The organism is Streptomyces sp. NPDC043726, from assembly GCF_056436565.1.
The window spans coordinates 147105-172672 of the sequence record NZ_JBWKCI010000006.1; the positions used below are offsets into that span (position 1 = coordinate 147105).

Genomic DNA, 25568 nt, shown 5'->3' on the forward strand with positions numbered 1-25568 from the left:
GCCGATCGAGAAATGAGGTTCCACGTGTCCCAGACGGTCCTGGTCACCGGGGGCGCCGGGTTCATCGGCAGTCACACCTGTGTCGAACTCCTCCGCTCCGGCCACGAGGTCGTCGTGCTCGACGACCACTCCAACAGCTCGCCCGTAGCCCTCGAACGCGTCGAGAAGATCGCGGGCCGTCCACTCGCCTCGGTCCACGTCGCGGACGTACGGGACCGGCGGTCCCTGGACGCGGTCTTCTCCCGCCACCCGATCGACGCGGTGATCCACTTCGCCGCGAAGAAGGCCGTCGGCGAGTCGGTCCGGATCCCCCTCACGTACTACGACATCAACGTGGGCGGCACCACGGCACTGGTGTCGGCGATGCACGACCACGGCGTGCACCGGCTGGTCTTCTCCTCGTCCTGCTCGATCTACGGCGACGCGACGACCGTCCCGCTGACCGAGGAGTCCCCGGCCGCGCCCACCAACCCCTACGCCACCACCAAGTGGACCTGCGAGCAGATCCTCGCGGACCAGTGCCGGCACGTGCCCGAACTGCGGGTGCTGGCGCTGCGGTACTTCAACCCGGCGGGCGCGCACCCCACCGGCCTGCTCGGCGAGGACCCGCGCGGAGTACCCAACAACATCATGCCGTTCCTCACCCAGATCGCCGTGGGGCGCCGCGAGGAGCTCAGCGTCTTCGGTGACGACTACCCGACGCCGGACGGCACCGGGGTCCGCGACTACCTGCACGTCGTCGACGTCGCCGAGGGACACCGGGTCGCCCTGGACCACATCGACGACGAGCCCGGCATGCGGGTCTTCAACCTCGGCACCGGGTACGGCGCGTCCGTCCTCGACCTCGTGCGCCTCTTCGAGGAGGTCTCCGGAAAGCCGATCCCCTACCGCATCACCGAGCGCCGCCCCGGCGACGTCGCGGAACTCGTCGCCGATCCGGCGAAGGTCACCGCGAAGTGGGGATGGACCGCCCAGCGCGACCTGGCCGCGATGTGCCGCGACGCCTGGAACTTCCAGCAGCACAACCCGTATGGCTACGGCCCCTGACACGTCCCGTACGCCATCTCACCAACCTCTCTGCTCCAGACAGGAGAACCAAGCATGCGGTTGACCGTCATCGGTACGGGATACCTAGGAGCTGTGCACGCCGCGTGCATGGCCGACATCGGGCACGACGTCCTCGGAGTGGACGTCGACGCCGAGAAGATCAGGGCACTCGCCGAAGGCCGGGCCCCCTTCTACGAACCGGGCTTCGACGAGGTCCTGACCCGGGCGCTGGCCTCGGGTCGGCTGCGCTTCACCACCAGCCTGCGCGAGGCCGCGGCGCACGGCGAGGTCCACTTCCTGTGCGTCGGCACTCCGCAGCGGACCGACGGCCGGGCGGCGGACCTCCGCTATGTGGACGCCGTGATCGACGGGCTCGCGCCGCACCTGACCGCGCGCTGTCTGGTGGTCGGCAAGTCCACCGTTCCGGTGGGCACGACCTCGCGCCTGACCGACCGCATCGCGGGGCTGATCCCGCCCGGGGCGCGGGCGGAGGTGGCCTGGAACCCCGAGTTCCTGCGGGAGGGCTTCGCCGTCGAGGACACCCTGCGTCCGGACCGTCTCGTCGTCGGCGTGACCAGCACGGACGCGGACGCCCTGCTGCGCGATGTGTACGCGCCGATGCTGGAGGCGGGCGTGCCGTACATCAGCACCGACCCGAACACCGCCGAACTCGTCAAGGTCGCGGCCAACTCCTTCCTGGCCACGAAGATCTCCTTCATCAACGCGATGGCGGAGGTCTGCGACGCCGCGGGCGCGGACGTCGTCACGCTCGCCGACGCCCTCGGGCACGACCCCCGGATCGGTCGCCGATTCCTCAGGGCGGGCCTGGGCTTCGGCGGCGGCTGCCTGCCCAAGGACATCCGGGCGTTCGCCGCCCGCGCCCAGGAGCTGGGCGTCGGCCCGGCGGTCTCGTTCCTCTGCCAGGTGGACGAGATCAACGAACGGCAGCGGTCCCGGACGGTCGCGCTCGCGCGTGAGATGGTCGGCGGCGACCTCGACGGACGCAGGGTCGCCGTCCTGGGCGCCACCTTCAAGCCGAACAGCGACGACGTACGCGATTCTCCGGCGCTGGCCGTCGCGTCGGCGCTGCATCTGGAGGGTGCCGAGGTCCGTGTGCACGACCCGGTGGGCGCCGCCAACGCTCGGCTCGCCCACCCTCAACTGCACTGCGGTTCGGAGCTGCTGACCGCCTGTCAGGGCGCCGACATCGTGCTGCACCTCACCGAGTGGGACCACTACGGCGCGCTGGACCCGACCGAGCTGGCCCTGATCGTGAGCCGACCGCTCCTCATCGACGCGCGCAACGCCCTCCCGCACGACGAGTGGCGGACCGCCGGCTGGACCGTCCGGGCGCTGGGCCGGCCCACCCCGGCGGACCGCCTGCCGGGCGTCCCCGTGGCCGAGCCGCTGCGGACCACGATCGCGTCGCAGACCGTACCGGCGCACCGCGCCGAGACGGCCCCGGCGCTGCCGGCGGGCACGCCGTAGCCCCTCCCCGAAACGCCTCTGCCCTGCTGCCACGATCCTCGACCGTGAGAGCAGGGCAGAGTCATGCGGGGCCGCCCGCCCCGCTCAGGGAGTGGTGCCCAGCTGCGCGGCTCCGGCCGTCAGCGACGGCGGGAGGGCCTTGCCGAAGTAGTCGGCGCCACCGAGTTCGGGGCCCAGGGTCTGCGGGCCTACGACCGCCGGCGCCTCGACCTGGCAGCGGGGCACCAGGTTCCCGGCGCGCACCCGATCGGTGACCGGGACCGCGAGACCGGTCAGGCACGGGTCGTCAGTGGTGCCGGTCGGCTCACCGGAGAGGAACTCCTGCTGGGAGGAGAGGCGCCACTCCTCCAGCGACGTGAAGCTCTGCGGACCCCACTGGAGCGACCAAGGGCCCGTGCTGTAGTAGTTGTTGCCCTGGAGCAGGATCCTGCTCGGGTCGTACGCCGACTCCGTCACCACGACAGGGCCTCCGTCAGTCGCGAGGATGTTGTTCCGGACGCGCACGCCCCGCATGCCGTCGCGCAGCCGCAGTGCCGGAGGCCGGCTCCCGGCCGCCTCCGCAGAGGCCAGGCCCGTCGAACGCATCACCACCGTGTTGTGGTAGATCTCCAGGTCCATCATCCGTGTGCCGTAGGCGACGATGCCGCCGTACTCGGGCAGCTTCCGGGCGTCGTCCCAGCTCATGTTGAAGCGGACGACGTTGTCCCGGTGGGCGCCGGTCGACTGCCCGGAGTAGACGAGGAAGCCGGGTCCGTCGTTGCCGTAGGCGAGGTTGTACTGCATGACGGAGGAGGACACGTTGTTGTCGAGGCCGAAGCCGCCGCCGTCGACCCGCGATCCGGTGCGGTTGCGGTACGACCTGTTGTTCTCCAGCACGACTTCGGTGGAGTCGTAGACCCACATGCCCTCGGGGCCCTCCTCGGCGTCGGCGGCCGAGCGCGACCCGTTGTCGTGGGCCACCGAGTGCCTCACCCGGGCGTTCTCGACGCTGCCGAGCGTGATGCCGCTTCCGGTGTTGCGGTCGTCGCTCTCGGGGTCGCCGGTGTTGGCGTACGCCTTCACGCGCTCGATGCGCAGGCCCTCGTGCGCGTAGGCGGGGCGGTCGGCCTCGAACTCGGGACCGTAGAAGGCGAGTCCGCTCTCGAGGTTGTGGTGCACCGACACATCGGAGATCCGTACGTCGTCGAAGCCCGCGACCGCGCCCTTCTCGGCTCCGAAGCTGATGCCGTTCTGAAATCCCTTGGCCTCGACGTTCGAGATCGTGACGTGGCTGAGCCTGCGCGTGCCCGGAAGCGTGGTGCGGACGTCGATCCCGACGCCCTCTCGCCGCGCCTTGCGGTCCCCCACGAGGGACAGGTTCCTGATCTCCACCCCGGCGGTGTCGTGCACGGTGATGGCGGACCTGCCGCGCGGCAGCACGGTGGCGCGGCCGGTGCCGTACGTTTCGATGACGACCGCGTTCCTGGCGTTGCCCGCCTCGTCCTCGCCCAGCGTGATGCTGCCGCGGAACCGCTCGCCTCCCTCCAGCCGGAGCCGGTCACCGGGCCGGTAGCGGACGCTGTTGGCGTGGTCCAGGGTCCGCCATGGTTTCTCCGGGGACAGGCCGTCGTTGTCGTTGTCGCCGTCGGGACTCACGTAGAAGGTGTATGGACCGCCCGAGGCCGGGCGCGCGGGCCGGTAGACGCCCGGCATCTCACAACCCGTCAGCAGCAGAAGCACCACCGCCGAGATTCCTGCGGCAGTACTCGTCACCCGGCTCCGCTTCACCGCGTTCAAGCGCACCCCTTAAGGACATACCCGTGCCATTCTGAGCAGATTTAGTGACACAGTCTCAGAAAAAGGGTGAATCACTCATAGAGGCGCGACAGTGCCGTCACCCGTGTCTTCTCAGAACACCGACAGGCCGGTGAGCGTCGTGAAGCGGTCCAGGGCCGCCACCCCCGCCACCGAGTTGCCGCGTTCGTCCAGGCCGGGGCTCCAGACGCAGAGCGTGCAGCGGCCGGGGACCACCGCGATGATGCCGCCGCCCACGCCGCTCTTGCCGGGCAGGCCCACGCGGTAGGCGAAGTCACCGGCCGCGTCGTACGTGCCGCAGGTCAGCATGACCGCGTTGACCTGCTTGGCCTGGCTGCGGGTGAGGAGGCGGGAGCCGTCGGCGCGGACTCCGTGCCGGGCCAGGAAACCGGTGGCCAGGGCAAGGTCGGCGCAGGAGGCGCGGATCGAGCACTGGCGGAAGTACTGGTCGAGCAGGGCCGGCACGTCGTTGTCGATGTTGCCGTACGACGCCATGAAGTGGGCGAGGGCGGCGTTGCGGTCGCCGTGCGCGGACTCGGAGGCGGCGACCTCCTGGTCGAAGTCCAGCCCTTCGTTGCCGCTCTCCGCCCGCAGGAACGCGAGGAGTTCGCCCGCCGCGTCCTCGGTACGGGTCTGGAGGCGGTCGGTGACGACGAGGGCGCCGGCGTTGATGAACGGGTTGCGCGGGATGCCGTTCTCGTACTCCAGTTGGACCAGTGAGTTGAAGGGGTTGCCGGAAGGCTCGCGGCCCACGTGCTCCCACAGTTCGTCGCCCTCGCGGGCCAGGTCCAGCGCGAGGGTGAAGACCTTGGTGATGGACTGGGTGGAGAAGGGCTCGCGCCACTCCCCCACCCCGTACACCGTCCCGTCCAGCTCGGCGACGGCCATGCCGAAGCTGCGCGGGTCGCAGGCCGCGAGCGCCGGGATGTAGTCGGCGGCCCGGCCCCGGCCCGGGGTGCGCCCGATCTCGTCGGCGATGTTCTCCAGGACCGGCAGGAAGGTCTGGGACGACGGCGGAACACTCATGATCACCATTGTGCCTCCGGGCCGGTCCTGGCGCGCATCAGCGGGCCGGGGCAGGTCGGACGAGCGGCGAGCCGCTCCCCGCGAGGATCTCCGGGCGCAGCAGATCGGCGAGCGTCTCGGCGGGCAACAGGCCCTTCTCCAGCACGAGTTCGGCGACCCCTCGACCGGTGGCCAGAGCCTCCTTGGCGATGTCCGTGGCGGCCGTGTACCCGATGTGCGGGTTGAGAGCGGTGACCAGGCCGATGGAGTTCTCCACCGTCCGGCGCAGCTCCTCGGTGTTGGCGGTGATCCCGTCCACGCAGCGCTCGGCGAGGGTGAGGCAGGCGGCGCGCAGATGCGTGATCGACTCCGACAGGGAGTGCAGGATGATCGGCTCGAACGCGTTCAGCTGGAGCTGGCCGGCCTCCGCCGCCATGGTGATGGTGACGTCGTTGCCGATCACCTCGAAGGCGACCTGGTTGACGACCTCCGGGATCACCGGGTTGACCTTGCCCGGCATGATCGACGAACCGGCCTGCACCGGCGGCAGGTTGATCTCACCGAGTCCGGCCCGCGGACCGGAGGACAGCAGCCGCAGGTCGTTGCAGCTCTTCGAGAGCTTGACCGCGATCCGCTTCAGCACGCCCGACATCTGCACGAACGCACCGCAGTCCTGGGTCGCCTCGACCAGGTTCGCGGCGGTCACCAGCGGCAGCCCGGTGATCGAGGCGAGGTGACGGCGGGCGGACTCGGCGTATCCCGCGGGGGCGTTGAGTCCCGTGCCGATGGCCGTGGCCCCCAGGTTGATCTCATGGATCAACTGGACCGCCTCGTCGAGACGGTGACGGTCCTCGTCGATCATGACGGCGTAGGCCGAGAACTCCTGCCCGAGCGTCATGGGCACCGCGTCCTGCAACTGCGTACGGCCCATCTTGAGCACATCGCCGAACTCGACGGCCTTGCGGGCGAAGGAGTCCTGCAGCACCGCCATCGCCTTGAGCAGCCCGCGCACCGCGAACACCGTCGCGATCTTCACGGCGGTCGGGTAGACGTCATTGGTCGACTGCCCGAGGTTGACGTCCTCATTGGGGTGCAGGTGCCCGTACTGCCCCTTCTCGTGCCCCAGCAGCTCCAACGCCCGGTTGGCGATGACCTCGTTGGCGTTCATGTTGGTCGAGGTACCGGCCCCGCCCTGAACGACATCGACGACGAACTGGTCGTGCAGCTTGCCGCCACGGATCTCCCGGCAGGCGGCGACGATCGCGGCGGCCTTCTCCGACTCCAGCAGCCCCAGCTCCTCATTGGCCAGAGCGGCGGCCTCCTTCACGGCGGCCAGCGCGTCGATGAGGTGCGGGTACGCGGAGATGGCCGTACCGGTGATGGGGAAGTTCTCGGTGGCCCGCAGGGTGTGAACACCCCAGTAGGCACCGGCGGGGACGTCACGGTCACCGAGCAGATCGTGTTCGCGACGGGTGAAGAGGGTCATGAGGAAGGAGTCCTATGTCAAGAAGGGTGAGGGTGAGCGCCCCGAAGGGGCGCGGGGAACTGCGCGACCAGCCGCAGCGCACCGGCAGCCGCGCGACAAGAAATGCGGCAGATCCCTAGGCGCACCCAGCAACAGCAACAGCAACAGGTTCCAGCGACCGAACAGGCCGCACACACCCCACAGCCCGCCCACCCCCAAGAAGCGCCTCACCCTGAAACTCGGTGAGCAACGCAGGATCGACCCCGGCCCACGCCAACGCCGCCGCCCCGACAGGGACCCGCGCCCGATTCGCCCCGTCCGAGATCTTCACGGCAACAGCCCGACCGTCAGGCAGCGCAGCGACCTGCACTCCCTCGAAGCCGTCCTTCGCCAGCAGCCCCGGCACCGCCCGCATCAGCGCGGCCACGTCCCGCCCGGACCCGGAGGCCATCTCCGCATGCCGACGCATCGCATCGGCGACCCGGGCCTCCGGCGTACCCGGCGCCGCCGTGATGATCCGCGCCGCCGCCCGAGCCAGACCGTGCAGCGACACCGCGAACAGCGGCGCCCCGCAACCGTCCACCGTCACCTGTGCGATCCGCTGCCCGGTGAGGTCCTCGACGATCTCGGCGATGGCCTGCTGAAGCGGATGCCCGGGGTCGAGATACCCCTCCAGCGGCCAGCCGTTCAACCGGCAGGTGTACAGCATCGCCGCGTGCTTGCCGGAGCAGTTCTGGGCGAGCCGCGACGGCAGCCGGCCCTCGCGCACCCACGCGTCCCGTACGACCGGGTCGAACGGCATGTCGGGCACATTGCGCAGGTCGCCCTCGGAGACGCCGGCCAGTTCCAGGATCCGCCGGGTGCCCTCCAGGTGCCGCTCCTCGCCGGAGTGGCTGGCGGCGGCGAGGGAGAGCAGCTCACCGTCGAGGGGCAGCCCGGCGCGGACCATGGCGACGGCCTGGACGGGCTTCAGCGCCGACCGCGGATAGAAGGCGGCCTCGATGTCGCCGAGCTGGAAGCGGACCTCGCCCTCGGATCCGAGGACGACGACCGAACCGTAGTGGATCCCTTCCACGACCCCGCCGCGGATGAGGTGGGCGACGGGGGCGTGGAGGGGTTCACGGACGAGGGAGGCGTCCGCGAGGGAACTGCTGTGCATCACTGCCTGATTCTCGGGGTGGGTGGTGGCCGGGGCGCGGTTCACGCGACGGCCTTGGGCACTTCGGAGCCCGCGCCGCGACGGCGGGAGGACTTGCTGGAGCCCGCGGCTGCGGCGTTCACATGGCTGGAACGTTTCTGCACACCTTCGCGCAGGGACGGCTCGCTCAACGCTCCAGCCCGCCTTCCGTGGTGCTGCTCGTGCGCGGCGTGCGCGACGGGCGCACGATGTCGGTGAGGGTGGTCTCGACGCGGTCGAGGTGATGGGACATGGCCTCCACCGCGTCGTGCTCGGACCCGTCGATCAGCGCCTCGACGATGGCCCGGTGCTCGCGGTTGGACTGCTCACGGCGGCCGCCCAGCTCGTTGAGGAAGGCCGACTGACGCGCCAGTGCGTCCCGGATCTCCTCGATGACCCGGCGGAAGACCGGGTTCTGGGCGGCCTCGGCCACGGCGAGATGGAAGAGGGTGTCCATCGCGACCCACGCGGTGGTGTCCGTCTCGCGTTCCATACGGTCGAGCAGATGGGCCAGGTGGTCGAGGTTCTCCGGGGTGCGACGCACCGCCGCGTATCCGGCGACCGGGATCTCGACGTGCCGACGCACCTCCAGCAGGTCGCTGGCCGCGTAGTCGCCGAAGGTGGGGTCCTCGACGGTGCTGGCGACCACGAAGGTGCCCTTGCCGGTCTTGGAGACGGTCAGGCCCATGGTCTGCAGGGCCCGCAGGGCCTCGCGCAGCACCGGGCGGCTGATCTCCAGGGTGCGGCACAGCTCCGCCTCGGAGGGGAGCTTGTCGCCCACGGCGTACTCGCCGCGCTCGATGGCGGCGCGCAGGTGAGCGAGCACGGCCTCCATGGCGCTGACGCGCCGGGGAGGCTGTCCGGCTGTCCGGCTGTCTGACAGGTTCACGGGGGTGATGATCCGGGTGGCGGGAGGGCCCTGTCAAGGCGGCCGAAAGGAGAGTTTCAGCGCACTGCGGTGATGAAGGCCGATTCGCCGTCAGCTGGTGAGTTCTCCCGTGCCGAGCAGGGCGAAGAGCAGCAGGCCCACGGCGACTCGGTAGACGACGAAGGCGTCGAAGGTGTGCTTCGCCACGTACCGCAGCAGCCAGGCGATGGAGGCGTAGGCGACGACGAAGGACACGAGCGTGCCGACGATCAGCGGCGCCGTGCCCGCCCCCGCGCCGAGGGCGTCCTTGAGCTCGTACAGCCCGGCGCCGGTCAGGGCGGGGATGCCGAGGAAGAACGACAGCCGGGTGGCCGCGAGCCGGTCCAGGTCGAGGAAGAGGGCCGTGGACATGGTGGCGCCGGAGCGGGAGAAGCCGGGGAAGAGCAGGGCGAGGATTTGTGAGCTGCCGACGAGCATCGCGTCCTTGAACGAGGTGTCGTCCTCCCCTCGCTTGTGCCGTCCGATCCGGTCGGCCACCCACATCACCGCGCTGCCGCCGAGCAGCGAGGCCGCGACCACCCACAGGGAGGCCAGCGGCCCGGTGATCAGGGGCTTCGCGGCCAGTCCGACGATCACGACCGGGATGGTCGCCCAGATGACCCACCAGGCGAACCTGTAGTCGTGGTGGTCCCGTTCCTCCGGGTGGCGCAGCCCGCGCAGCCAGGCGGAGACGATCCGGACGATGTCCTGGAAGAAGTAGACGAGGACGGCGGCGATCGCGCCGACCTGGATGACGGCGGTGAAGCCGATGACGGCGTGGTCGTCGACGTCGATCCCCATCAATCCCTCGACGATCTTCAGATGGCCGGTGGAGGACACGGGCAGAAACTCGGTCACCCCCTCGACGACTCCGAGGACGATGGCCTGACCGACGGTGATGGCGCTCATGGGGTCCAGTTCTCGGGAGGGGCGGTACGGCTCACAGTCCTACAGCCCGCCGGTGTGACCCGCCCTAACCCCACACCGCCCCGGCGAGCCATACCCCCGCGAAGGCGGCGCCCAGGCCCGCCGTCACGCTCCCGGCGACGTTGGCGACGGCGTACAGCCCCGCCCCCGTCTCGGCCAGCCGCAGGGTCTCGTACGAGAAAGTGGAGTACGTCGTCAGTGCCCCGCACAGACCGGTGCCGAGCAGCAGCTGGAGGTGGGAGTCGGCGGTTCCGGTGAGCAGGCCGAGGGCCAGGCAGCCGGTGACGTTGACGGTGAAGGTGCCCCAGGGGAAGCGGCGCCGCCGCAGAGCGCGGTCCGTGAGATAGCGCAGCGGGGCGCCGATCATGGCGCCCGTCACGACCAGCAGCCAGTTCACGACGACTTCTCACCTCTCCGCCGCAGGACGCGGCGCGTCGCGAGGGTCGCGAGCCACACCGCCGCGAGGGCGCCGAGGAGGGTCGCGGCGAGGTAGGCCAGGGCCGTGCCAGGGTGGCCGGAGCCGAAGAGCTTTCGGATGTCGACGGCGTACGTCGAGAAGGTGGTGAAGCCGCCGAGGACGCCGGTGCCGAAGAAGGGGCGCAGGAGGGGGTGGGGGGACCACGCCTCGCTGATGAGCACCATGAACACGCCGATGACCGCGCAGCCGACGACGTTGGTCCAGAAGGTCGCCCAGGGGAATCCGCCCGGCTGGAGGGGCCACCAAAGGGTCAGGGCGTAGCGGGCGGTGGCGCCGAGGGCTCCGCCGACGGCGACCGCGGCCACGACGGACGCCTCGCCGACGCGTCCTGCGCGGGCGCCGGGCGTCTCGGTATCCGAGGCTGTCATGGTCGTACGTCTCCTGCCGTGGCCGTGTCCGGTCACGGCCGGTCAACAGGGTAACGCCGGGTCACTTCGGGGCGGGCGGCTCGCACAGGGCCACGCCGGGCTCCCACAGGCTGCCCAGGACCAGGTGGCCACCCGCCTCGCAGACGCTGGTGACCATGCGGAAGGGGGAGCTGCCGTGGGTGAGGTGATGGACGGTGGCGCCGGTGTCGTCGAAGGCCAGGGCGCCGATCATGCCGGTCGGGCGGAAGGGGGCGCTGACCGCGACGCGGGCGGCGGCGCGGCGGACGGCGGGTGTGGCGCGGTGCAGCAGGTCCAGGGGCGGAACGCGGGGGCCGGCCAGGGCGACCCAGAAGGGGGCGTCGGGGGCGCCGCGCCAGAGGTTGTCGGGCATGCCGGGGAGGTTCTCGGCGAAGGGCTCCGACCGCCCCGCCTTCGGGCCGGTGAGCCAGTAGCGGGTGAGGCGGTACGCACCGGTCTCGGCGACGACCAGGAAGGACTCGTCGGCGCTCGGGGCGAGGCCGTTGGCGAACTGCAGGCCCTCCAGAAGGATTTCGGGGCTGTCCTCGCCGGGCGCGAGGCGCAGCAGGCGGCCCGTTCCGGTGTGTTCGGTGATGTCGCCGATCCACTGCTCCAGGGGGTAGCGGCGGCTGGAGACGGTGAAGCAGACGCTGCCGTCGGCGAGGGCCACGGCATTGCTGCAGAACCGCAGCCGCTCCCCCGCCACCGAGTCGACGAGCACGCGGACGGAACCGTCGGTGAGGTCGACGCGCAGCAGGCCCCGTTCGGCGTCGCACACCAACAGGGCTTCGTCGGGGAGGAGTTCGAGTCCGAGCGGGCGGCCACCGGTGTGGGCGAGGGTCTCGACGCGGGCGTCCTCGGGATCGGTCAGGCCGTCCAGGCGCAGGATGCGGCCGTCCGCGACGCCGGTGAGCACCCGGCCGCGGGCGTCGGCGACCACGTCCTCGGGGCCACGGCCGCCGATCGCGACGCACCGGTGCGGGACGAGTGTCCGGGGACGGTCCATCGCAGTCCTCTCCCTACCAGCCCTTGTCGAACATGCGCGCCACCTCGGCGATGCGTACCTCGTCGCGCCGGTAGTAGGTGCGGCGCCCGATGCGACGGGTGCGCAGCAGACCGATGGCCGCGAGCAGGCTCAGATGGGTGTCGGCGACCGGACGGGGGACCCCCAGCTTCTCGGCGACGGCGTCGGAGGTGACGCCGTCCTCGACGAGGTCGCCATGGCGGACGGGCCGGAAGTGCGCGGGCGGATCCTTCAGCCACTCCAGTATGTCCAGGCGCCTTTCGCCCACCGGAGTCCTCAACATCGCGTACCCTCCGTCCGATTCCTCCTCGACAGCGCGTGTTCCCACTGTCCCGCAGCCGATGCCGACATGTCCGGCACTCTCCGCGTCTTGGCCGGTACCGAACTCTCGTACGAGACACAGCCGTTCGGCTCGTGCGGGAAGATCGGGGCCGGGTCCGCACGGCTTTTGAGGCGACGAGCAGGGCCCGGCCGCACGTTCCCGCGGCCGGGCCCTGTTCGTCAGAGCGGGGTCAGCGGTGGCTGAACCACGCCATCGCCGGGAGCGCCTTGTCGTCGTAGCCGAACAGGGCCTGGTTCTCCCAGCCGTTGCCGGAGGAGGCGTCGGTCGGGTCCCAGCCGTTGCCGGTGACCGCGGTCCAGGTCGACTCCCAGTAGAAGACGCCGAGTCCGCGGCCGTTCGGGACGGCCTCGACGATGCTCGCGATGTCGTTCATCCACCGGGTCTGGCCCGCCGTGGTGGCCGGGTAGCCGGAGACCAGCTCGCTGTCGAGGTCGATGATGTTCTCGTGCGAGTCCTCGCTGTCCAGCCGGAAGGGGTAGGCCGTCTCGGCGACGAAGACCGGCTTGCCGTAGCGGGCGGCCGCGTCGTCCAGGGTGGTCTGGAAGTCGTAGAGCGTGCCGTGCCAGTAGCCGTAGTACGACAGGCCGATGACGTCGAACTTCACTCCGTTGGCGACCGCGCTGTCGAACCACCAGCGAGTGCCCGCCAGGTCACCGCCCTTGGCGAGGTGCAGCGCGACGGTGGTGGAGGAGTTGACCGCCTTGACCGCGTCGTAGCCGGAGTTGAGCAGCCCGGCCAGCTGCGACCAGTTGTCGGTGGAGCCCTCGGACCACAGCATGCCGCCGTTGATCTCGTTGCCCACCTGCACCATGTCGGCCGTCGTGCCCTGCGCCTTCAGCGCGTTCAGGACGTCGTACGTGTGGTTGTACACGTCCGTCTTCAGCTGGCTGTAGGTGTGCCCCGCCCACGCGGCCGGCTTGGACTGGGCACCCGGGTCGGCCCAGATGTCGGAGTAGTGGAAGTCGACCAGCAGCTTCATGCCCTGCGCCTTGATCCGCTTGGCCATGGCGAGGACGCGGGCCTTGTTGTTGTAGCCGTCGGCCGGGTTCACCCAGACCTTCAGGCGGGCGTAGTTCTGCCCGGCGGACTTGAGCACGGCGAGCGGGTCGGCGGTCGTGCCGGAGCTTGTCTTGTAAGTCCCGCCGTAGGCCTCGCTCTTGGCGATCGAGGAGACGTCGGAGCCCTTGATCGTCGTACCGCCGGTGCCGGACGCGAAGGTCAGGTCGTCGACGTTGATCCAGTTGCCCGCGTTGGCGTCGCTGTAGACGCTGATCGTGCACTGGTTGTTGGTGACGCTGACCGGCACGACGATCCGTAGCCACCCACTGGCGGAGACCGGGAGGTTGGTGCGCTGTTCGGTGCCGCCGCAGTTCTTCAGGGCTATGTAGGCGGAGTTCTGCCCGCCGCCGGACCGGACCCAGGCGGTGAGCTTGTAGTTGCCGTTGGTCAGCCCGGACAGGTACTGGTACGTCTCCACCTTGTAGGCGGAGGAGGCCCAGTGGCTCAGCCGGTAGCTGCCGCCGTGCCCGCCTGCCTCGCTGAACGAGGCGCCGGTGGAGCCGTATTCGGACCAGCCGGCCGGGGTGGCGGAGCCCGCGCCGTCGGACTCGAAGCCGCCGTTGGTGAGGGTGCTGGCTGCCTGGGCGGTCTGCGCGGGCAGGGCGGTGAGGGCGAGCCCGGCGGCGAGCGGCAGCAGCAGGGCCCTGAGGGTGCGTCTGGGATGGAACATCTTCGTCCGTCGTCCCTTCGACATGAATGGGGATGGGGTGCCCCTCGCCGAGCGGCCGGTACGAGCCTGCTGACACAGGCTCCGAGGGGCCCCCTCCGCCCACGGCTCTCGTGGCACGCGCGGGCGAAGGGGAGTCGGATTCAGCCGTCGGGGCGGGAGGACCCTGACGGTTCTTGCGGGCAGTCCGGCGTAGGACCCTGGCGGTTCTTGCGGGCAGTCCGGCATAGGACCCTGGCGGTTCTTGCGGGCAGTCCGGCATAGGACCCGAACGGCCCTTGTGGCGTTTCGGCCCCGGGTCCCGCACGGCCCTCGCGGGCCCTGCGAACGAGTCCACGGCTCACTGAGCCTGTCGAGCGGTACGACTCGACAGGCTCCCGCGGGCACTCGCGGCCCGTACGCCCGCGGCTCGTACGCCCGCGGCTCGTTCAGCCGTCGAGCCGTACGACCCGCACGGCCCCCGCGGGGACTTCGAGGCGGCCCGCGGCTCGTTCGCCGGTGAGGAGTTCGGTGCCGGACGCCTCCAAGGGGACCTTGGCGTCCGACGGGCTGTGGTTGATCGCGAAGAGGTAAGTGCCCGACTCGCCGGTGCGGCGCACCACTTCGACGTCGTGCGGCAGGTCGGCGCGCGGCGCGATCCGGGCGTCCTCCGCGGCCCAGCCGAGCAGGGCGTCCAGGCCGTGCGGGTCGAGGCGGGTCGACACGTACCAGGCGGTGCCCTCGCCGAGCCGGTGCCGGGTGACCGCGGGGCGGCCCGCGGTGAGTCCGTCGGCGTACGTCCACACCGTCTCGGCCTCGCCGGGCACCACGAACTCGCTCCACACATCGCCGGTCAGCTCGGAGCCGTCGGGTCCGGTGATGCGGACGGTGTCGCCCTGGAGGAGCGGCGAGAACTCCTCGACGGTCAGCCCGAGGACGTCGCGCAGCGCGCCGGGGTAGGCGCCCTCGTGCACGGCGTCGTGCTCGTCGACGATGCCGGAGAAGTACGACACGACGAGGGTGCCGCCGTTCTCGACGTACTCCTTGAGGTTGTTCCCGGCAGCCTCCGTCATCAGGTAGAGGGCGGGGACGACGACCAGGGGGTAGCCCGACAGGTCGGCCTCGGGGTGGGCGAAGTCGACGGTGAGGTGGCGGTCGTAGAGGGCCTCGTAGAAGGCGTCCGCGCGCTCACGCGGGTCGTGGTCCTCACTGGGCCGCCAGTCGAGGTTCTGCGCCCACCAGGAGTGCCAGTCCCAGAGCACCGCCACGTCGGCCCGAGTGCGGGTGCCGCGGATCGGGCTCAGCGAGTCGAGGGACGCGCCGAGCTCGACGACCTCGCGCCACACGCGGGTGTCGGTGCCACCGTGCGGGACCATCGCGGAGTGGAACTTCTCGGCGCCGCGCCGGGACTGGCGCCACTGGAAGAACATGGCGCCCTCGGAGCCGCGTGCCACGTGGGCGAGGGAGTTGCGGGCCATCTGGCCGGGGGCCTTGGCGGGGTTGCGGGGCTGCCAGTTGACGCCCGAGGTGGAGTGCTCCAGCAGGATCCAGGGCGCTCCCCCGGCCACCGAGCGGGTCAGGTCGGCGGCCATGGCGAGGTTGACGTGGGTGCGGCGACCGTCGGTGATCAGGTAGTGGTCGTTGGTGACGATGTCGACCTCGCGGCCCCAGGCCCAGTAGTCGACGGAGTCGCACTGGCTCAGGGCGGTCATGAAGTTGGTGGTGACCGGGACGCCGGGGGTCAGGCGGTGCAGGATGTCGCGTTCCATGACGAAGTTCTCGCGCATGGTGGCGTCGGCGAAGCGCCGGTAGTCCAGCGCCTGGGCGGGGTTGCCGACGGTGGGTGTGGTGCGCGGCGGGTTGATCTGCTCGAAGTCGGTGTAGCGCTGGCCCCAGAAGGCGGTGCCCCAGGCCTCGTTGACCGCCTCGACGCTGCCGTACGCCGTCCGCAGCCAGCGGCGGAAGTGGGCGGCGCAGGAGTCGCAGTAGCAGGCGGAGACGGGGACGCCGTACTCGTTGTGCACGTGCCACATAGCCAGGGCGGGGTGGTCGGCGTAGCGGCCGGCGAGCTGCGTGGTGATGTTCGCGGCGGCGGCGCGGTAGTCGGCGTTGCTGTGGCAGATGGCGCCGCGTGAGCCGAACTCGAGGCGGACACCGTCGGCGGTGACCGGCAGGGCGTCGGGGTGCTCGCGGTAGAACCAGACCGGCGGGACGACGGTGGGCGTGCCGAGGTCGACGCGGATGCCGTTCTCGTGCAGCAGGTCCAGCAGGCGGTCCAGCCAGCCGAAGTCGTAGACACCTCGTGAGGGCTCCAGCAGGGCCCAGGAGAAGATCCCGGTGCTCACCATCGTGACGCCGGCCTCCCGCATGAGCCGGACGTCCTCGTGCCAGACGCTCTCCGGCCACTGCTCGGGGTTGTAGTCCCCACCGAAGGCGAGCCTGGTGAGGCCCTTGGGGGTGGTCTCCGGCATGGAATCTCTCCCGGGTAATCGATCATTTGGGAACGTGCACACACATCATCGGCGGTGCGAGCCCAACATAACCGCACAGCAACAACCATTGACAAGTGTCCGGGATGTTTCTCTACTGTGAACGCTCACAGAAGCATGGCAGGTCCTCGCGACGGGCGAGGACCCCAGGTCAGGGGAGAGATCCATGCCCAACATCAAGCGTCGGCGCCTCGTGGCATCCACCATCGCCGTGGCCCTCGGCGCCACCGCCCTCGCCGCTTGTGGCTCGTCCGACGACGACACCGAGGCGGAGTCCGGTCCGGTCTCGCTGACGTACTGGACGTGGACGCCCGGCATGGACAAGGTCGTGGACCTGTGGAACGACGGGCCGGGCAAGAAGGACCAGATCAAGGTCACGGTGAAGAAGCAGGCGTCCGGCGACACGCTGGTCACCAAGATCCTCACCGCGCACAAGGCGGGCAAGGCCCCCGACCTGGTCCAGGCCGAGTACCAGGCGCTGCCGACGCTGGTCAGCAATGACGCGCTGGCGGACATCTCGAAGGAGACCGTCGACGCGAAGAGCAAGTTCGCCGACGGTGTGTGGCAGCAGACCACGCTGGGCACGGACGCGGTCTACGCGGTCCCGCAGGACATCGGCCCGATGATGTTCTACTACCGCGAGGACCTGTTCAAGAAGTACGAGCTCGAGGTCCCGAAGACCTGGGAGGAGTTCGCCGAGACCGCCCGGAAGCTGAAGAAGGCCTCCCCGGAGACGGACCTGACCACCTTCTCCGCCAACGACTCCGGCCTCTTCGCGGGTCTCGCCCAGCAGGCCGGCGCCCAGTGGTGGACCACCGAGGGCGAGCAGTGGAAGGTCGGCATCAACGACGCGGCGACCCAGAAGGTCGCCACGTTCTGGGGTGACCTCGTCAAGGACGGCGCCATCGACAACCAGCCGATGTACACCCCGGCCTGGAACAAGGCGCTCAACACCGGCAAGCAGATCGCCTGGGTCTCCGCCGTGTGGGCCCCGGGCACGCTGACCACCGCCGCTCCCGACACCAAGGGCAAGTGGGCCATGGCCCCGCTCCCCCAGTGGTCCGAGGGCGAGAACACCACCGGCAGCTGGGGCGGCTCCTCCACCGCCGTCACCACCGACTCCGAGCACCAGGCCGCCGCCGCGAAGTTCGCCGCCTGGCTGAACACCGACGACGCGGCCCTGCAGGCGCTGGCCAAGGAGAGCGGCATCTACCCGGCCGCCACCAACGCCCAGACCTCCGGCGCCTTCACCAACCCGCCGGAGTACTTCTCGAACCAGGCCGACTTCTACACCCAGGCCGCCGAGATAGCCAAGAGCACCGCCCCGTCCGCCTGGGGCCCGAACGTGAACGTCGCCTACACGACCTTCAAGGACGCGTTCGGCAAGGCCGCCAAGGACAAGTCGGACTTCGTCGCCGCCCTGAACACGATGCAGGACGACACGGTCGCCGACATGAAGAAGCAGGGCTTCGAGGTCGCGGAGTGACAACCCCCGCACGCCGGAGGCCGTACGGGGTCAAGGGGGCCCCGTACGCCTTCCTCATCCCCGCGACGATCCTGTTCCTGCTCTTCTTCGCGCTGCCCATCGGGTACGCGATCTGGCTCAGCTTCCGCAAGGTGAAGGTCTCCGGGCTCGGTCTCGGTTCCGGCGCCCGCACCGAGGTCTGGGCCGGCCTGGAGAACTACACCGACGCCCTCTCCGACAGCGAGCTGGTCGACGGCGCGCTGCGTGTGCTCGGCTACGGCTGCATCGTGGTCCCGGTGATGCTGGGCCTCGCCCTGCTGTTCGCGCTGATGCTCGACTCCGACAAGGTCCGGCTCGCCCCCTTCACCCGGCTCGCGATCTTCCTGCCGTACGCCATCCCCGGTGTGGTGGCGGCGCTGCTGTGGGGCTTTCTGTACCTGCCGGACGTCAGCCCCTTCTACTTCGTGCTGGACAGGCTGGGCCTGCCGCAGCCGGATCTGCTGGACGGCGGTCCGCTCTATCTCGCCCTGTCGAACATCGCGGTGTGGGGCGGCACCGGCTTCAACATGATCGTCATCTACACCTCGTTGCAGGCCATCCCGGCGGAGGTGTACGAGGCGGCGAAGCTGGACGGCGCCACCCCGCTGCAGATCGCGCTGAAGATCAAGATCCCGATGGTGGCGCCCTCGCTGGTGCTGACCTTCTTCTTCTCGATCATCGCCACGCTCCAGGTGTTCAACGAGCCGACCACCCTCAAACCGCTCACCAACTCCGTGTCCACGACCTGGAGTCCGCTGATGAAGGTGTACCAGGACGCCTTCGGCAAGGGTGACATCTACGCGGCCGCCGCCCAGGCCGTGATCATCGCCCTCGCCACACTGCTGCTGTCCTTCGGCTTCCTGCGGGCCGCGAACCGTCGTCAGAAGCAGGAGGCAGCACGATGAGTTCTCTTGCCGTCCGCAAAGCCGGGCCGGCGGCGGGCACCACGCCCGGCACCGCCCAGGGCCCGCCCCGGCGCAGCCGGATCGCGCTGCTGCCGACGATCACACTGCTCATCGGCGCGCTCTACACGCTGCTGCCCGTGGCCTGGGTGGTGATCGCGTCCACCAAGTCCGGCAGCGAGCTGTTCTCCACCTTCACCTTCCTGCCGGGCTCGGGCTTCACCGACAACCTCTCGGAGCTGAACGCCTACCGGGACGGCGTCTACTGGCAGTGGATGGGCAACTCCGCCCTGTACGCCGGTCTGGGCGCCCTGCTGTCGACCTGCGTCTCGGCGTTCAGCGGCTACGCGCTCGCGACCTACCGCTTCCGCGGCCGGGAGACGTTCTTCAACGTCCTGCTGGCGGGCGTGCTGATGCCGCCGGTCATCCTCGCCATCCCGCAGTACCTGCTGCTGGCCGAGGCCGACCTGACGGACTCCTACTGGTCCGTGCTGCTGCCGCAGATCCTCTCGCCGTACGGCGTCTACCTGGCCCGCATCTACGCTGCCGCCGCCGTGCCCGCCGACGTGGTCGAGGCCGGGCGGATGGACGGCGCGAGCGAGTGGCGGATCTTCACCCGGGTCGCGCTGCCGATGATGGTGCCCGGCATGGTCACCGTGTTCCTGTTCCAGTTCGTGGCGATCTGGAACAACTTCCTGCTGCCGTACATCATGCTCAGCGACGACGAGAAGTTCCCGATCACGCTCGGTCTGTACACACTGCTGGAGCAGGGCGCCAATACCCCCGCGCTGTACACGCTGGTGATCACCGGCGCCTTCCTCGCGGTGTTCCCGCTGGTCGCGCTGTTCCTGGTCATCCAGCGTTTTTGGTCCCTCGATCTGCTGTCCGGGGCCGTAAAGTCATGACCATGAGCAACACGGGGGGCCGACGCAGACCGCCGACGATCCATGACGTGGCCCGCGAGGCAGGGGTCTCGCGCGGCACCGTCTCGCGGGTGCTCAACGGCGGGCACTACGTCAGCCCGGCGGCGGCGGAGGCGGTCAACGCCGCGATCCGCAAGACGGGTTACGTCGTCAACCGGCACGCCCGTTCGCTGATCACCGGACGCTCCGACTCGGTCGGCTTCCTGCTGACCGAGCCCCAGGAGCGGTTCTTCGAGGACCCCAACTTCAATGTCCTGCTGCGCGGTTGCACCCAGGCGCTGGCCGCGCACGACATCCCGCTGCTGCTGATGCTGGCGGGCACCGAGGACGAACGGCGGCGCATAACGCGCTACATCACCGCGGGCCATGTGGACGGGGTGCTGCTGGTCTCCAGTCACTCCGGTGACCCGGTCGCCGAGCGGCTGCGGGAGGCCGGGGTGCCGCTGGTGGCCTGCGGCAAGCCGATCGGCCTTGCCTCCAAGGTGAGTTACGTGGCGGCGGACGACCGGGACGGCGCCCGGGACATGGTGCGCCATCTGCTGTCGATCGGCCGCCGCCGGATCGGTGTGGTCACCGGTCCGCTGGACACCCCCGGCGGTGTGGAGCGCCTCGCCGGCTACAAGGAGGTGCTCGCCGAGGCGGGCGTCGAGATCGACGACCGGCTGATCGTCTCCGGCGACTACAGCCGGGCCAGCGGCGAGGAGGGCGCCGAGCGGCTGCTCGCCCAGGCGCCGGACATGGACGCCGTGTTCGTCGCCTCCGACCTGATGGCGCAGGGCGTGCTGACGGCGCTGGAGCGATCCGGGCGCCGGGTGCCGCAGGACGTCGCGGTCGGCGGCTTCGACGACTCCCCCGCGGCGCTGGCCGCCCGCCCCGAGCTGACCACCATCCGCCAGCCCTGGGACCGGATCAGCACCGAGATGGTCCGGGTGCTGCTGGCCCAGATCGGGGGCGAGGACCCGGCCGCGGTCATCCTTCCCACCGAGCTGGTCAAGCGCGAGTCGACCTGACCGGTCCTCCGCCGCCGCGAGAGCGCGCCGCTCGGCTGCCCGCCGACGGCGCGCTCTCGCGTCAGGGCGACGGTCACCGATGGAGCAAGCGGTCAGTTTTGAAGAAGCCCCGGTGGGGTCACCCGGCCTAGCGTGAGAGCACCGACGAAGACGCGTCGGACCAGATCTCTCCAGGAGTACGCCATGACCGCCGGTGTTCAGACGATCATCTACCCCGTGAAGGACCTCGCCCGGGCCAAGGCCGTGTTCGGCGCCCTGCTCGGCACCGAGCCGTACGCGGACGAGCCGTACTACGTCGGGTACAAGGACGCCGGACAGGACGTCGGCCTGGACCCCAACGGCCACGCGAAGGGCATGACGGGACCGGTGCCCTACTGGCACGTCGACGACATTCGCGCGACGCGTTCCGCTCTGCTCGAAGCTGGCGCAGAATCGCTGCAGGACGTACAGGACGTGGGCGGCGGCCGGCTGATCGCCTCGCTCAAGGACGCGGAAGGGAACCTGATCGGCCTCGTGCAGGACACCGAGAGCTGACGGGCCAGTTCCGATTGCACATGCACTAGTTGCACAGGCAACCATCTGAAAAGGTGGTGTTACCGTGCCTTCATGGCAGCAGTCATAAGGGGGGCCGCTCTCGAGGAAGAGTGGCGCAAGATTCTTTCGGTGCATGCGCGAACGATTTGCGAACTCGATCGTGTGCTGCACCCCCACGGGCTCGGGGCGAGCGATTTCGAAGTGCTCGAAATCCTCGCCACCGCCACGCCCGAAGAGGCCGGGCACTGCCGGGTGCAGAACCTCGCCGGCCGGGTGCACCTGAGCCAGAGCGCCCTGTCGCGGCTCATCGGACGGCTGGAAAAGGACGGTCTGGTGGAACGCTCGGCCTGCAGAGAGGACCGGCGCGGGGTATGGGTCACCCTCACCGCCAAGGGCCGCGCGCTGCACGCCGAGGTGCTACCGCTTCAGCGGGCGGTGCTGGCCCGCATGCTCCAGTCCTGATCCACAGCCCGGCGGGTCGTTCGAGGTCCCGGCCTCCTGGGCATCATCACTCCCAAAAACCCGGTGAGGGGACCAGGAGTGACCGCCTTGGCCGTGGACGACGACGGTGGCGCCGAGTTCATCACGTACTCGACGCGCTCAGTGGAGGAGAGCCACGAGGCGATAGCGGCCCACTACTACGACCTCCGCCTCGAAGTGACGGGCCCGGCAACGGAGTTCCGCACCAGGCTCAGCGTCGTCGACCTCGGCTCCCTCGTCGTCGGTGACGTCAGTTTCGGCACCGGCATGCGGATGAGCTTCGGCGAACCGGGCGTCTATCACGTGGCCGTGCCGCTGCTCGGCGGCTTCTCCGTCCAACAGGGCGGCGGCGACGTCCTGTTCACCACCGCACAGCAGGCCGTCCTGTTCGATCCCGGGTACGACATCCGCATCGACGAGTGGTCGCCGGACTGCCGCTCGCTGACGGTGAAGATCGACAAAGAGGCCGTACTGCACAGCCTGGAAAGCCTGTTGGGCAGACCGGTGCGGCGCCCGCCGCTCTTAGAGCCGTTCATCGACGTCACTCGGGGAGCCGGCCGCAGCTGGGCCCAGCTCGTGCGCTGGTTCCTGCTGGACAAGGACGTCTCGCACGGACTGCTGCACCGCCCCCTGATCCGCGGCCGGCTGGAACAGACGCTCCTCGAAGGCCTGTTGCTCGCCGCGGACCACTCCTACCGGGCGGAGCTGGAGGGCCCGCCGCCACCGATGCGGCCGGCCGCGGTGAAACGAGTCATGGACGCCGTACAGGAGCTGCCCGCCGAGCCGTACGACGCCGCCCGGCTCGCGGCCATCGCGCAGGTGAGTGTGCGCACCCTGCAAGAGGCGTTCCGCAAGCATGTCGGGGTGCCGCCGATGACGTACGTCTGCGAGGTGCGGCTGCAACGCGTCCACGGCCAGCTCAGGGCGTCCGCGCCGGGATCGACGACCGTGGCGGACGTGGCGTACCAGTGGGGCTTCGCCCACCTCGGGCGGTTCGCGCGGCGCTACCGGGAGCGGTTCGGGGAGTCGCCGTCGCAGACGCTGCGGGCGTCGCGGTGATCGGCTGCGACCTGGTCCGACTGATCCGCCGCGTACGTCCGGACGGGCGCCGTACAGGCCCGCGTACGTCGCGCTGAACGGCCGCGTTTTGCGGACAGCCGCCGCGCAAGGGGGAGCGACGCGGACCCCACGTGGTCCTATCGTCATGAGGTCAGCGATCGTGGCCGCGCGGGCCGAGCGGAGTCGGTGCCACTCGGCCCTTGCGCGCAGCGTCGCCGGGAGGGCCCGGCCGGGCTCAGGGCCTGGCCAGCAGCGTGCGCACGCCCTCGGAGGTGAGCGTGAGGGGGTGCGGGGAGCCCGCGTCGATGATCAGGGACAACTCGTCGGCGGGCCACTGCGCGGCGAGCGCGCCCAGCGGCACCAGACGGTAGCGGCCGACGAAGGGCAGCAGCTCGGCCATCGCGGGCTCCGACGTGAACACCGGAACGACGGGATCGCCGTCCGGCTGCTCCAGCACGGGCAGGGCGACGGCGGCCGGGTCGGTCGCGTCCTCCTCGCTCTCGTCGTCCGGGACGGGCACCAGCACGTCGCTCCCGGCGAGCGAGTCCAGCGCGGCGATGTCCTCATGGTTGTCGGCCAGGGCGTCCAGCGCCTTCCGGGCCGGGGTGGCGGTGTCGCGGTTCTCGGGAGTCTCCATCACAGGTCCCCTGGTAGAGGCGGCGGTCGTGCGGGCCGCGTACCCGATCCGGAGTGGAGCATTCATCGGCCCGGACTCCAGTGGCGGCCCGGCCCTGAGGCCCCCACGCCGGTTTCGGGATCTACCGCAACCATTCCCGCAAGACGACTGTCTCCCCTGATATCAGAACGACGCACACGTCGGGGGACGCAATGCGAAGAATCAGAACATCATGGGTTGTCCTCGCTGTGACTGCCGCCCTGGGGGTGCCGGCGCTGCCCGCCGCCACCGCCTCGGCCGCCACCGCGCAGACCACGGTGTGCCCGACCGGCTGGGGCAGCCTGCCCGAGGTCCGGTCGACCTCCACCACGACGCCCGTGAAGAACATCAGGACCGGCCGCCACACCTGCTTCGACCGGATGGTCGTCGACCTGCCCGGCGCGGGCCGGGCCGGACTCGGCTACTCGGTCCGCTACGTGAAACAGCTGTACCAGGACGGCTCCGGCCGTCCGATATCCGTCGGCGGCGGTGCCGTCCTCGAGGTCCGGGTGGCCGCGCCCGCCTACGACCCCGAGACCGGTGCCCCCACCTACCCGGGCCGCGTGAACAAGCCCCTGCCGGGGGTCGACCTCACCGGCTACCGCACCTTCCGGGACACCCGGTTCGCCGGCAGCTTCGAAGGGGAGACGCTCGTCGGGCTCGGGGTCCGCGGGCGGCTGCCGTTCCGCGTGCAGGTGGTCACCGACAAGATCATCCTGGACGTCGCCCACAACTGGACCGGCGCCCGCTGAACCAGGGGCCCTGCTGAACCAGGGTCCGTGCCAAGCCGGGGTCCGTGCTGAGCCACGGCTCTCATGGAGCCCCTTCCACGAGCCCGGCCAGCCTGGCCAGGGCCATCCGCGTGCCCGTCTCGTTGTCCGCGGCGGGCACCGCGTCCGGCAGCCCCTCGTGCAGCACGTGTACGTCCGTACCGCCGCCGTCCGCGTCGGCGAGTGTGGTCGTCATGGTCATCGTGCCGCCCATGGCGGGATCCGGGGTCTCGAACTCCAGCACCTCCACCACCTTCTCGTCGGGCACCAGCTCGGCGAAGTGCCCGTGGTAGGTGTCGGTGTGCGCGTCCGACTTCCCGGTACCGGTCGGCAGGTCGTAGGTGAGCGACACCCGGAAGGCACCGCCCACCCGCGCCTCGAAGGTGTGCACCTGGGAGGTCATCCCGTCCGGAACCCGCCAGCGCTCGACCGCGTCGGCGTCCAGGAGCGCCCGGTAGACGGCTGAGCGCGGTGCGTTCACATGCCAGGAGACCCGAGTCGTCTGCATGCTCCGAACATAGCCGTGTCAGTCCCGGGACACGTCGAGCACGGCCTTGCCTGCCACCCGGCGCCCGCGCAGCGCGTCGGCGGCCTCGTCGAACCGTTCCCAGGATCCCTGCCAGCCGATCTCGACGGTCAGCGCGCCTTCCGCGGCCAGCTCGGTGAGCACGGCCAGGTCGGCGCCAGCGGGGCCGTCGTTGACGTAGGAGGTGAGCGACTTGGCCGGACCGACGGTCGCGTACGGCGGGAACACCGCGGGCTCCCCGGAGGTCCATCCGACGCTCTGGAGGCTGCCGCCGGGGGCGAGCAGATTCCAGGCGGCGACCATCTGCGGCCCGCCCACGCTGTCGATGACGATGTCGACGGGCCGGTCGATCCCGTCGATTCCGACCAGCACCTCGTCCGCGCCGGACTGGACGAGCCCCGCTCTCCTCGCCGCCGAGCCCACCGAGGCGATGACGTGCGCCCCCGCACGCGCCGCGAGCTGGACGGCGAACCGGCCGACACCGCCCGAGGCCCCGGTGACCAGCACCCGCTTGCCCGACCCGAGCCCGGCGGCACGCAGCGAGCGCAGGGCGGCGATCCCGGCGACGGGCAGTGCCACCGCCCGTGCCGGATCGAGGGACTTGGGCACGACGGCGAGCGCGGCCACGTCGATCGCGACGCGCTCGGCGAAGGCACCCGGGGTCATCGCGACGACCTGGGTGCCCGCTGCCGGCCCGGACCCGTCGGCCGCGGGCTCGACCACCACCCCGACGGCGTCCGACCCGAGCACGGCGCCTTCGGGAACGCGCCCGGAGCGGGCGTCGTTGAGGTCGCCGTAGTTGAGGGAGGCGTGGGAGACGTCCACGAGCACCTGCCCCGGCCCCGCGACGGGATCGGGGACTTCGGCGAGCCGGACGGCGGTGGATACGGACGGATCGACGACCAGAGCGCGGACGGACATCACAACTCCCCTTGGATCACGATGTATTGCCCTCATCATGATCGAAACC

The 25568-nt window shown here is 70.3% G+C and carries 25 protein-coding genes; 10 read left to right on the forward strand and 15 right to left on the reverse strand.

The window, feature by feature from the left end; translation table 11 throughout:
• Positions 1-24 precede the first annotated feature (24 nt).
• Together galE and AC068Z_RS18915 are read left to right on the forward strand one after the other, a co-directional pair.
• The gene (gene galE, locus AC068Z_RS18910) at positions 25-1047 is read left to right on the forward strand and encodes a UDP-glucose 4-epimerase GalE (RefSeq protein ID WP_478556612.1); all 1023 of its coding nucleotides are present in this window, start codon (positions 25-27) and stop codon (positions 1045-1047) included.
• A gap of 54 nt (positions 1048-1101) precedes the next feature.
• The gene (locus AC068Z_RS18915; protein ID WP_478556614.1) at positions 1102-2535 is read left to right on the forward strand and encodes a UDP-glucose dehydrogenase family protein; all 1434 of its coding nucleotides are present in this window, start codon (positions 1102-1104) and stop codon (positions 2533-2535) included.
• A gap of 84 nt (positions 2536-2619) precedes the next feature.
• Here AC068Z_RS18915 and AC068Z_RS18920 read toward each other — a convergent pair whose 3' ends face one another.
• From AC068Z_RS18920 to AC068Z_RS18975, 12 genes are all read right to left on the reverse strand, one after another.
• On the reverse strand, positions 2620-4257 hold the full coding sequence (locus tag AC068Z_RS18920) for a right-handed parallel beta-helix repeat-containing protein (RefSeq protein WP_478556615.1): 1638 nt from the start codon (positions 4255-4257) through the stop codon (positions 2620-2622).
• Positions 4258-4422: 165 nt separating this feature from the next.
• Positions 4423-5364 carry a glutaminase gene (locus tag AC068Z_RS18925; protein WP_478556617.1) on the reverse strand — a complete coding sequence of 314 codons (942 nt, stop codon included), beginning with the start codon at positions 5362-5364 and terminating at the stop codon, positions 4423-4425.
• Between the two features lie 28 nt (positions 5365-5392).
• On the reverse strand, positions 5393-6820 hold the full coding sequence (aspA, locus tag AC068Z_RS18930) for an aspartate ammonia-lyase (protein ID WP_478556619.1): 1428 nt from the start codon (positions 6818-6820) through the stop codon (positions 5393-5395).
• Between the two features lie 115 nt (positions 6821-6935).
• Positions 6936-7958 (reverse strand): asparaginase, encoded by a 1023-nt coding sequence (locus AC068Z_RS18935; RefSeq protein WP_478556620.1) that lies wholly within the window; start codon positions 7956-7958, stop codon positions 6936-6938.
• Positions 7959-8124: 166 nt separating this feature from the next.
• Entirely contained in the window at positions 8125-8811 is a 687-nt protein-coding gene (locus tag AC068Z_RS18940; protein WP_478557265.1) for a FadR/GntR family transcriptional regulator, read from the reverse strand.
• A gap of 144 nt (positions 8812-8955) precedes the next feature.
• Entirely contained in the window at positions 8956-9792 is an 837-nt protein-coding gene (locus AC068Z_RS18945) for an undecaprenyl-diphosphate phosphatase (protein WP_478556622.1), read from the reverse strand.
• Positions 9793-9856: 64 nt separating this feature from the next.
• On the reverse strand, positions 9857-10207 hold the full coding sequence (gene crcB, locus AC068Z_RS18950; protein ID WP_478556624.1) for a fluoride efflux transporter CrcB: 351 nt from the start codon (positions 10205-10207) through the stop codon (positions 9857-9859).
• A complete protein-coding gene (gene crcB, locus AC068Z_RS18955; protein WP_478556626.1) occupies positions 10204-10656 on the reverse strand; it encodes a fluoride efflux transporter CrcB in 453 nt (150 codons plus the stop codon). The genes crcB (AC068Z_RS18950) and crcB (AC068Z_RS18955) overlap by 4 nt, the downstream gene beginning before the upstream one ends.
• Before the next feature lie 61 nt (positions 10657-10717).
• A complete protein-coding gene (locus AC068Z_RS18960) occupies positions 10718-11680 on the reverse strand; it encodes an SMP-30/gluconolactonase/LRE family protein (RefSeq protein ID WP_478556628.1) in 963 nt (320 codons plus the stop codon).
• Between the two features lie 13 nt (positions 11681-11693).
• Positions 11694-11981, reverse strand: a complete 288-nt coding sequence (locus AC068Z_RS18965; RefSeq protein WP_478556630.1) for an ArsR/SmtB family transcription factor — start codon at positions 11979-11981, stop codon at positions 11694-11696.
• A 229-nt stretch (positions 11982-12210) separates the two neighbouring features.
• The gene (locus tag AC068Z_RS18970; RefSeq protein ID WP_478556632.1) at positions 12211-13770 is read right to left on the reverse strand and encodes a glycoside hydrolase family 53 protein; all 1560 of its coding nucleotides are present in this window, start codon (positions 13768-13770) and stop codon (positions 12211-12213) included.
• 425 nt (positions 13771-14195) lie between these two features.
• Positions 14196-16217: a beta-galactosidase gene (locus tag AC068Z_RS18975; RefSeq protein WP_478556634.1), complete on the reverse strand. Its 2022-nt coding sequence runs from the start codon at positions 16215-16217 to the stop codon at positions 14196-14198.
• Positions 16218-16401: 184 nt separating this feature from the next.
• On the opposite strand from AC068Z_RS18975, the gene AC068Z_RS18980 reads away from it, so the two are divergent.
• The 7 genes from AC068Z_RS18980 to AC068Z_RS19010 all read left to right on the forward strand — a co-directional run bounded on the left by AC068Z_RS18980 (position 16402) and on the right by AC068Z_RS19010 (position 22647).
• A complete protein-coding gene (locus AC068Z_RS18980; RefSeq protein WP_478556636.1) occupies positions 16402-17721 on the forward strand; it encodes an ABC transporter substrate-binding protein in 1320 nt (439 codons plus the stop codon).
• Entirely contained in the window at positions 17718-18644 is a 927-nt protein-coding gene (locus tag AC068Z_RS18985) for a carbohydrate ABC transporter permease (RefSeq protein ID WP_478556638.1), read from the forward strand. Before AC068Z_RS18980 ends, AC068Z_RS18985 begins: the two co-directional genes overlap by 4 nt.
• Positions 18641-19546: a carbohydrate ABC transporter permease gene (locus tag AC068Z_RS18990; protein ID WP_478556639.1), complete on the forward strand. Its 906-nt coding sequence runs from the start codon at positions 18641-18643 to the stop codon at positions 19544-19546. Before AC068Z_RS18985 ends, AC068Z_RS18990 begins: the two co-directional genes overlap by 4 nt.
• Positions 19543-20574, forward strand: coding sequence for a LacI family DNA-binding transcriptional regulator (locus tag AC068Z_RS18995; RefSeq protein WP_478556642.1), 1032 nt, complete (start codon positions 19543-19545; stop codon positions 20572-20574). Before AC068Z_RS18990 ends, AC068Z_RS18995 begins: the two co-directional genes overlap by 4 nt.
• A 183-nt stretch (positions 20575-20757) precedes the next feature.
• Complete coding sequence (locus tag AC068Z_RS19000; protein ID WP_478556644.1) at positions 20758-21108, forward strand: VOC family protein; 351 nt, start codon at positions 20758-20760, stop codon at positions 21106-21108.
• Positions 21109-21180: 72 nt separating this feature from the next.
• The gene (locus AC068Z_RS19005) at positions 21181-21570 is read left to right on the forward strand and encodes a MarR family winged helix-turn-helix transcriptional regulator (protein ID WP_478556646.1); all 390 of its coding nucleotides are present in this window, start codon (positions 21181-21183) and stop codon (positions 21568-21570) included.
• A 78-nt stretch (positions 21571-21648) separates the two neighbouring features.
• A complete protein-coding gene (locus AC068Z_RS19010; RefSeq protein ID WP_478556648.1) occupies positions 21649-22647 on the forward strand; it encodes an AraC family transcriptional regulator in 999 nt (332 codons plus the stop codon).
• A 235-nt stretch (positions 22648-22882) separates the two neighbouring features.
• Here AC068Z_RS19010 and AC068Z_RS19015 read toward each other — a convergent pair whose 3' ends face one another.
• A complete protein-coding gene (locus AC068Z_RS19015; RefSeq protein WP_478556650.1) occupies positions 22883-23284 on the reverse strand; it encodes an SseB family protein in 402 nt (133 codons plus the stop codon).
• A gap of 191 nt (positions 23285-23475) precedes the next feature.
• Between AC068Z_RS19015 and AC068Z_RS19020 the strand changes: the two genes are divergently transcribed.
• The gene (locus AC068Z_RS19020) at positions 23476-24054 is read left to right on the forward strand and encodes an AMIN-like domain-containing (lipo)protein (RefSeq protein WP_478556652.1); all 579 of its coding nucleotides are present in this window, start codon (positions 23476-23478) and stop codon (positions 24052-24054) included.
• Between the two features lie 61 nt (positions 24055-24115).
• Here AC068Z_RS19020 and AC068Z_RS19025 read toward each other — a convergent pair whose 3' ends face one another.
• Positions 24116-24580 carry an SRPBCC domain-containing protein gene (locus tag AC068Z_RS19025; RefSeq protein WP_478556654.1) on the reverse strand — a complete coding sequence of 155 codons (465 nt, stop codon included), beginning with the start codon at positions 24578-24580 and terminating at the stop codon, positions 24116-24118.
• 18 nt (positions 24581-24598) lie between these two features.
• Positions 24599-25519 carry a zinc-binding dehydrogenase gene (locus AC068Z_RS19030; protein ID WP_478556656.1) on the reverse strand — a complete coding sequence of 307 codons (921 nt, stop codon included), beginning with the start codon at positions 25517-25519 and terminating at the stop codon, positions 24599-24601.
• Positions 25520-25568: the final 49 nt, after the last annotated feature.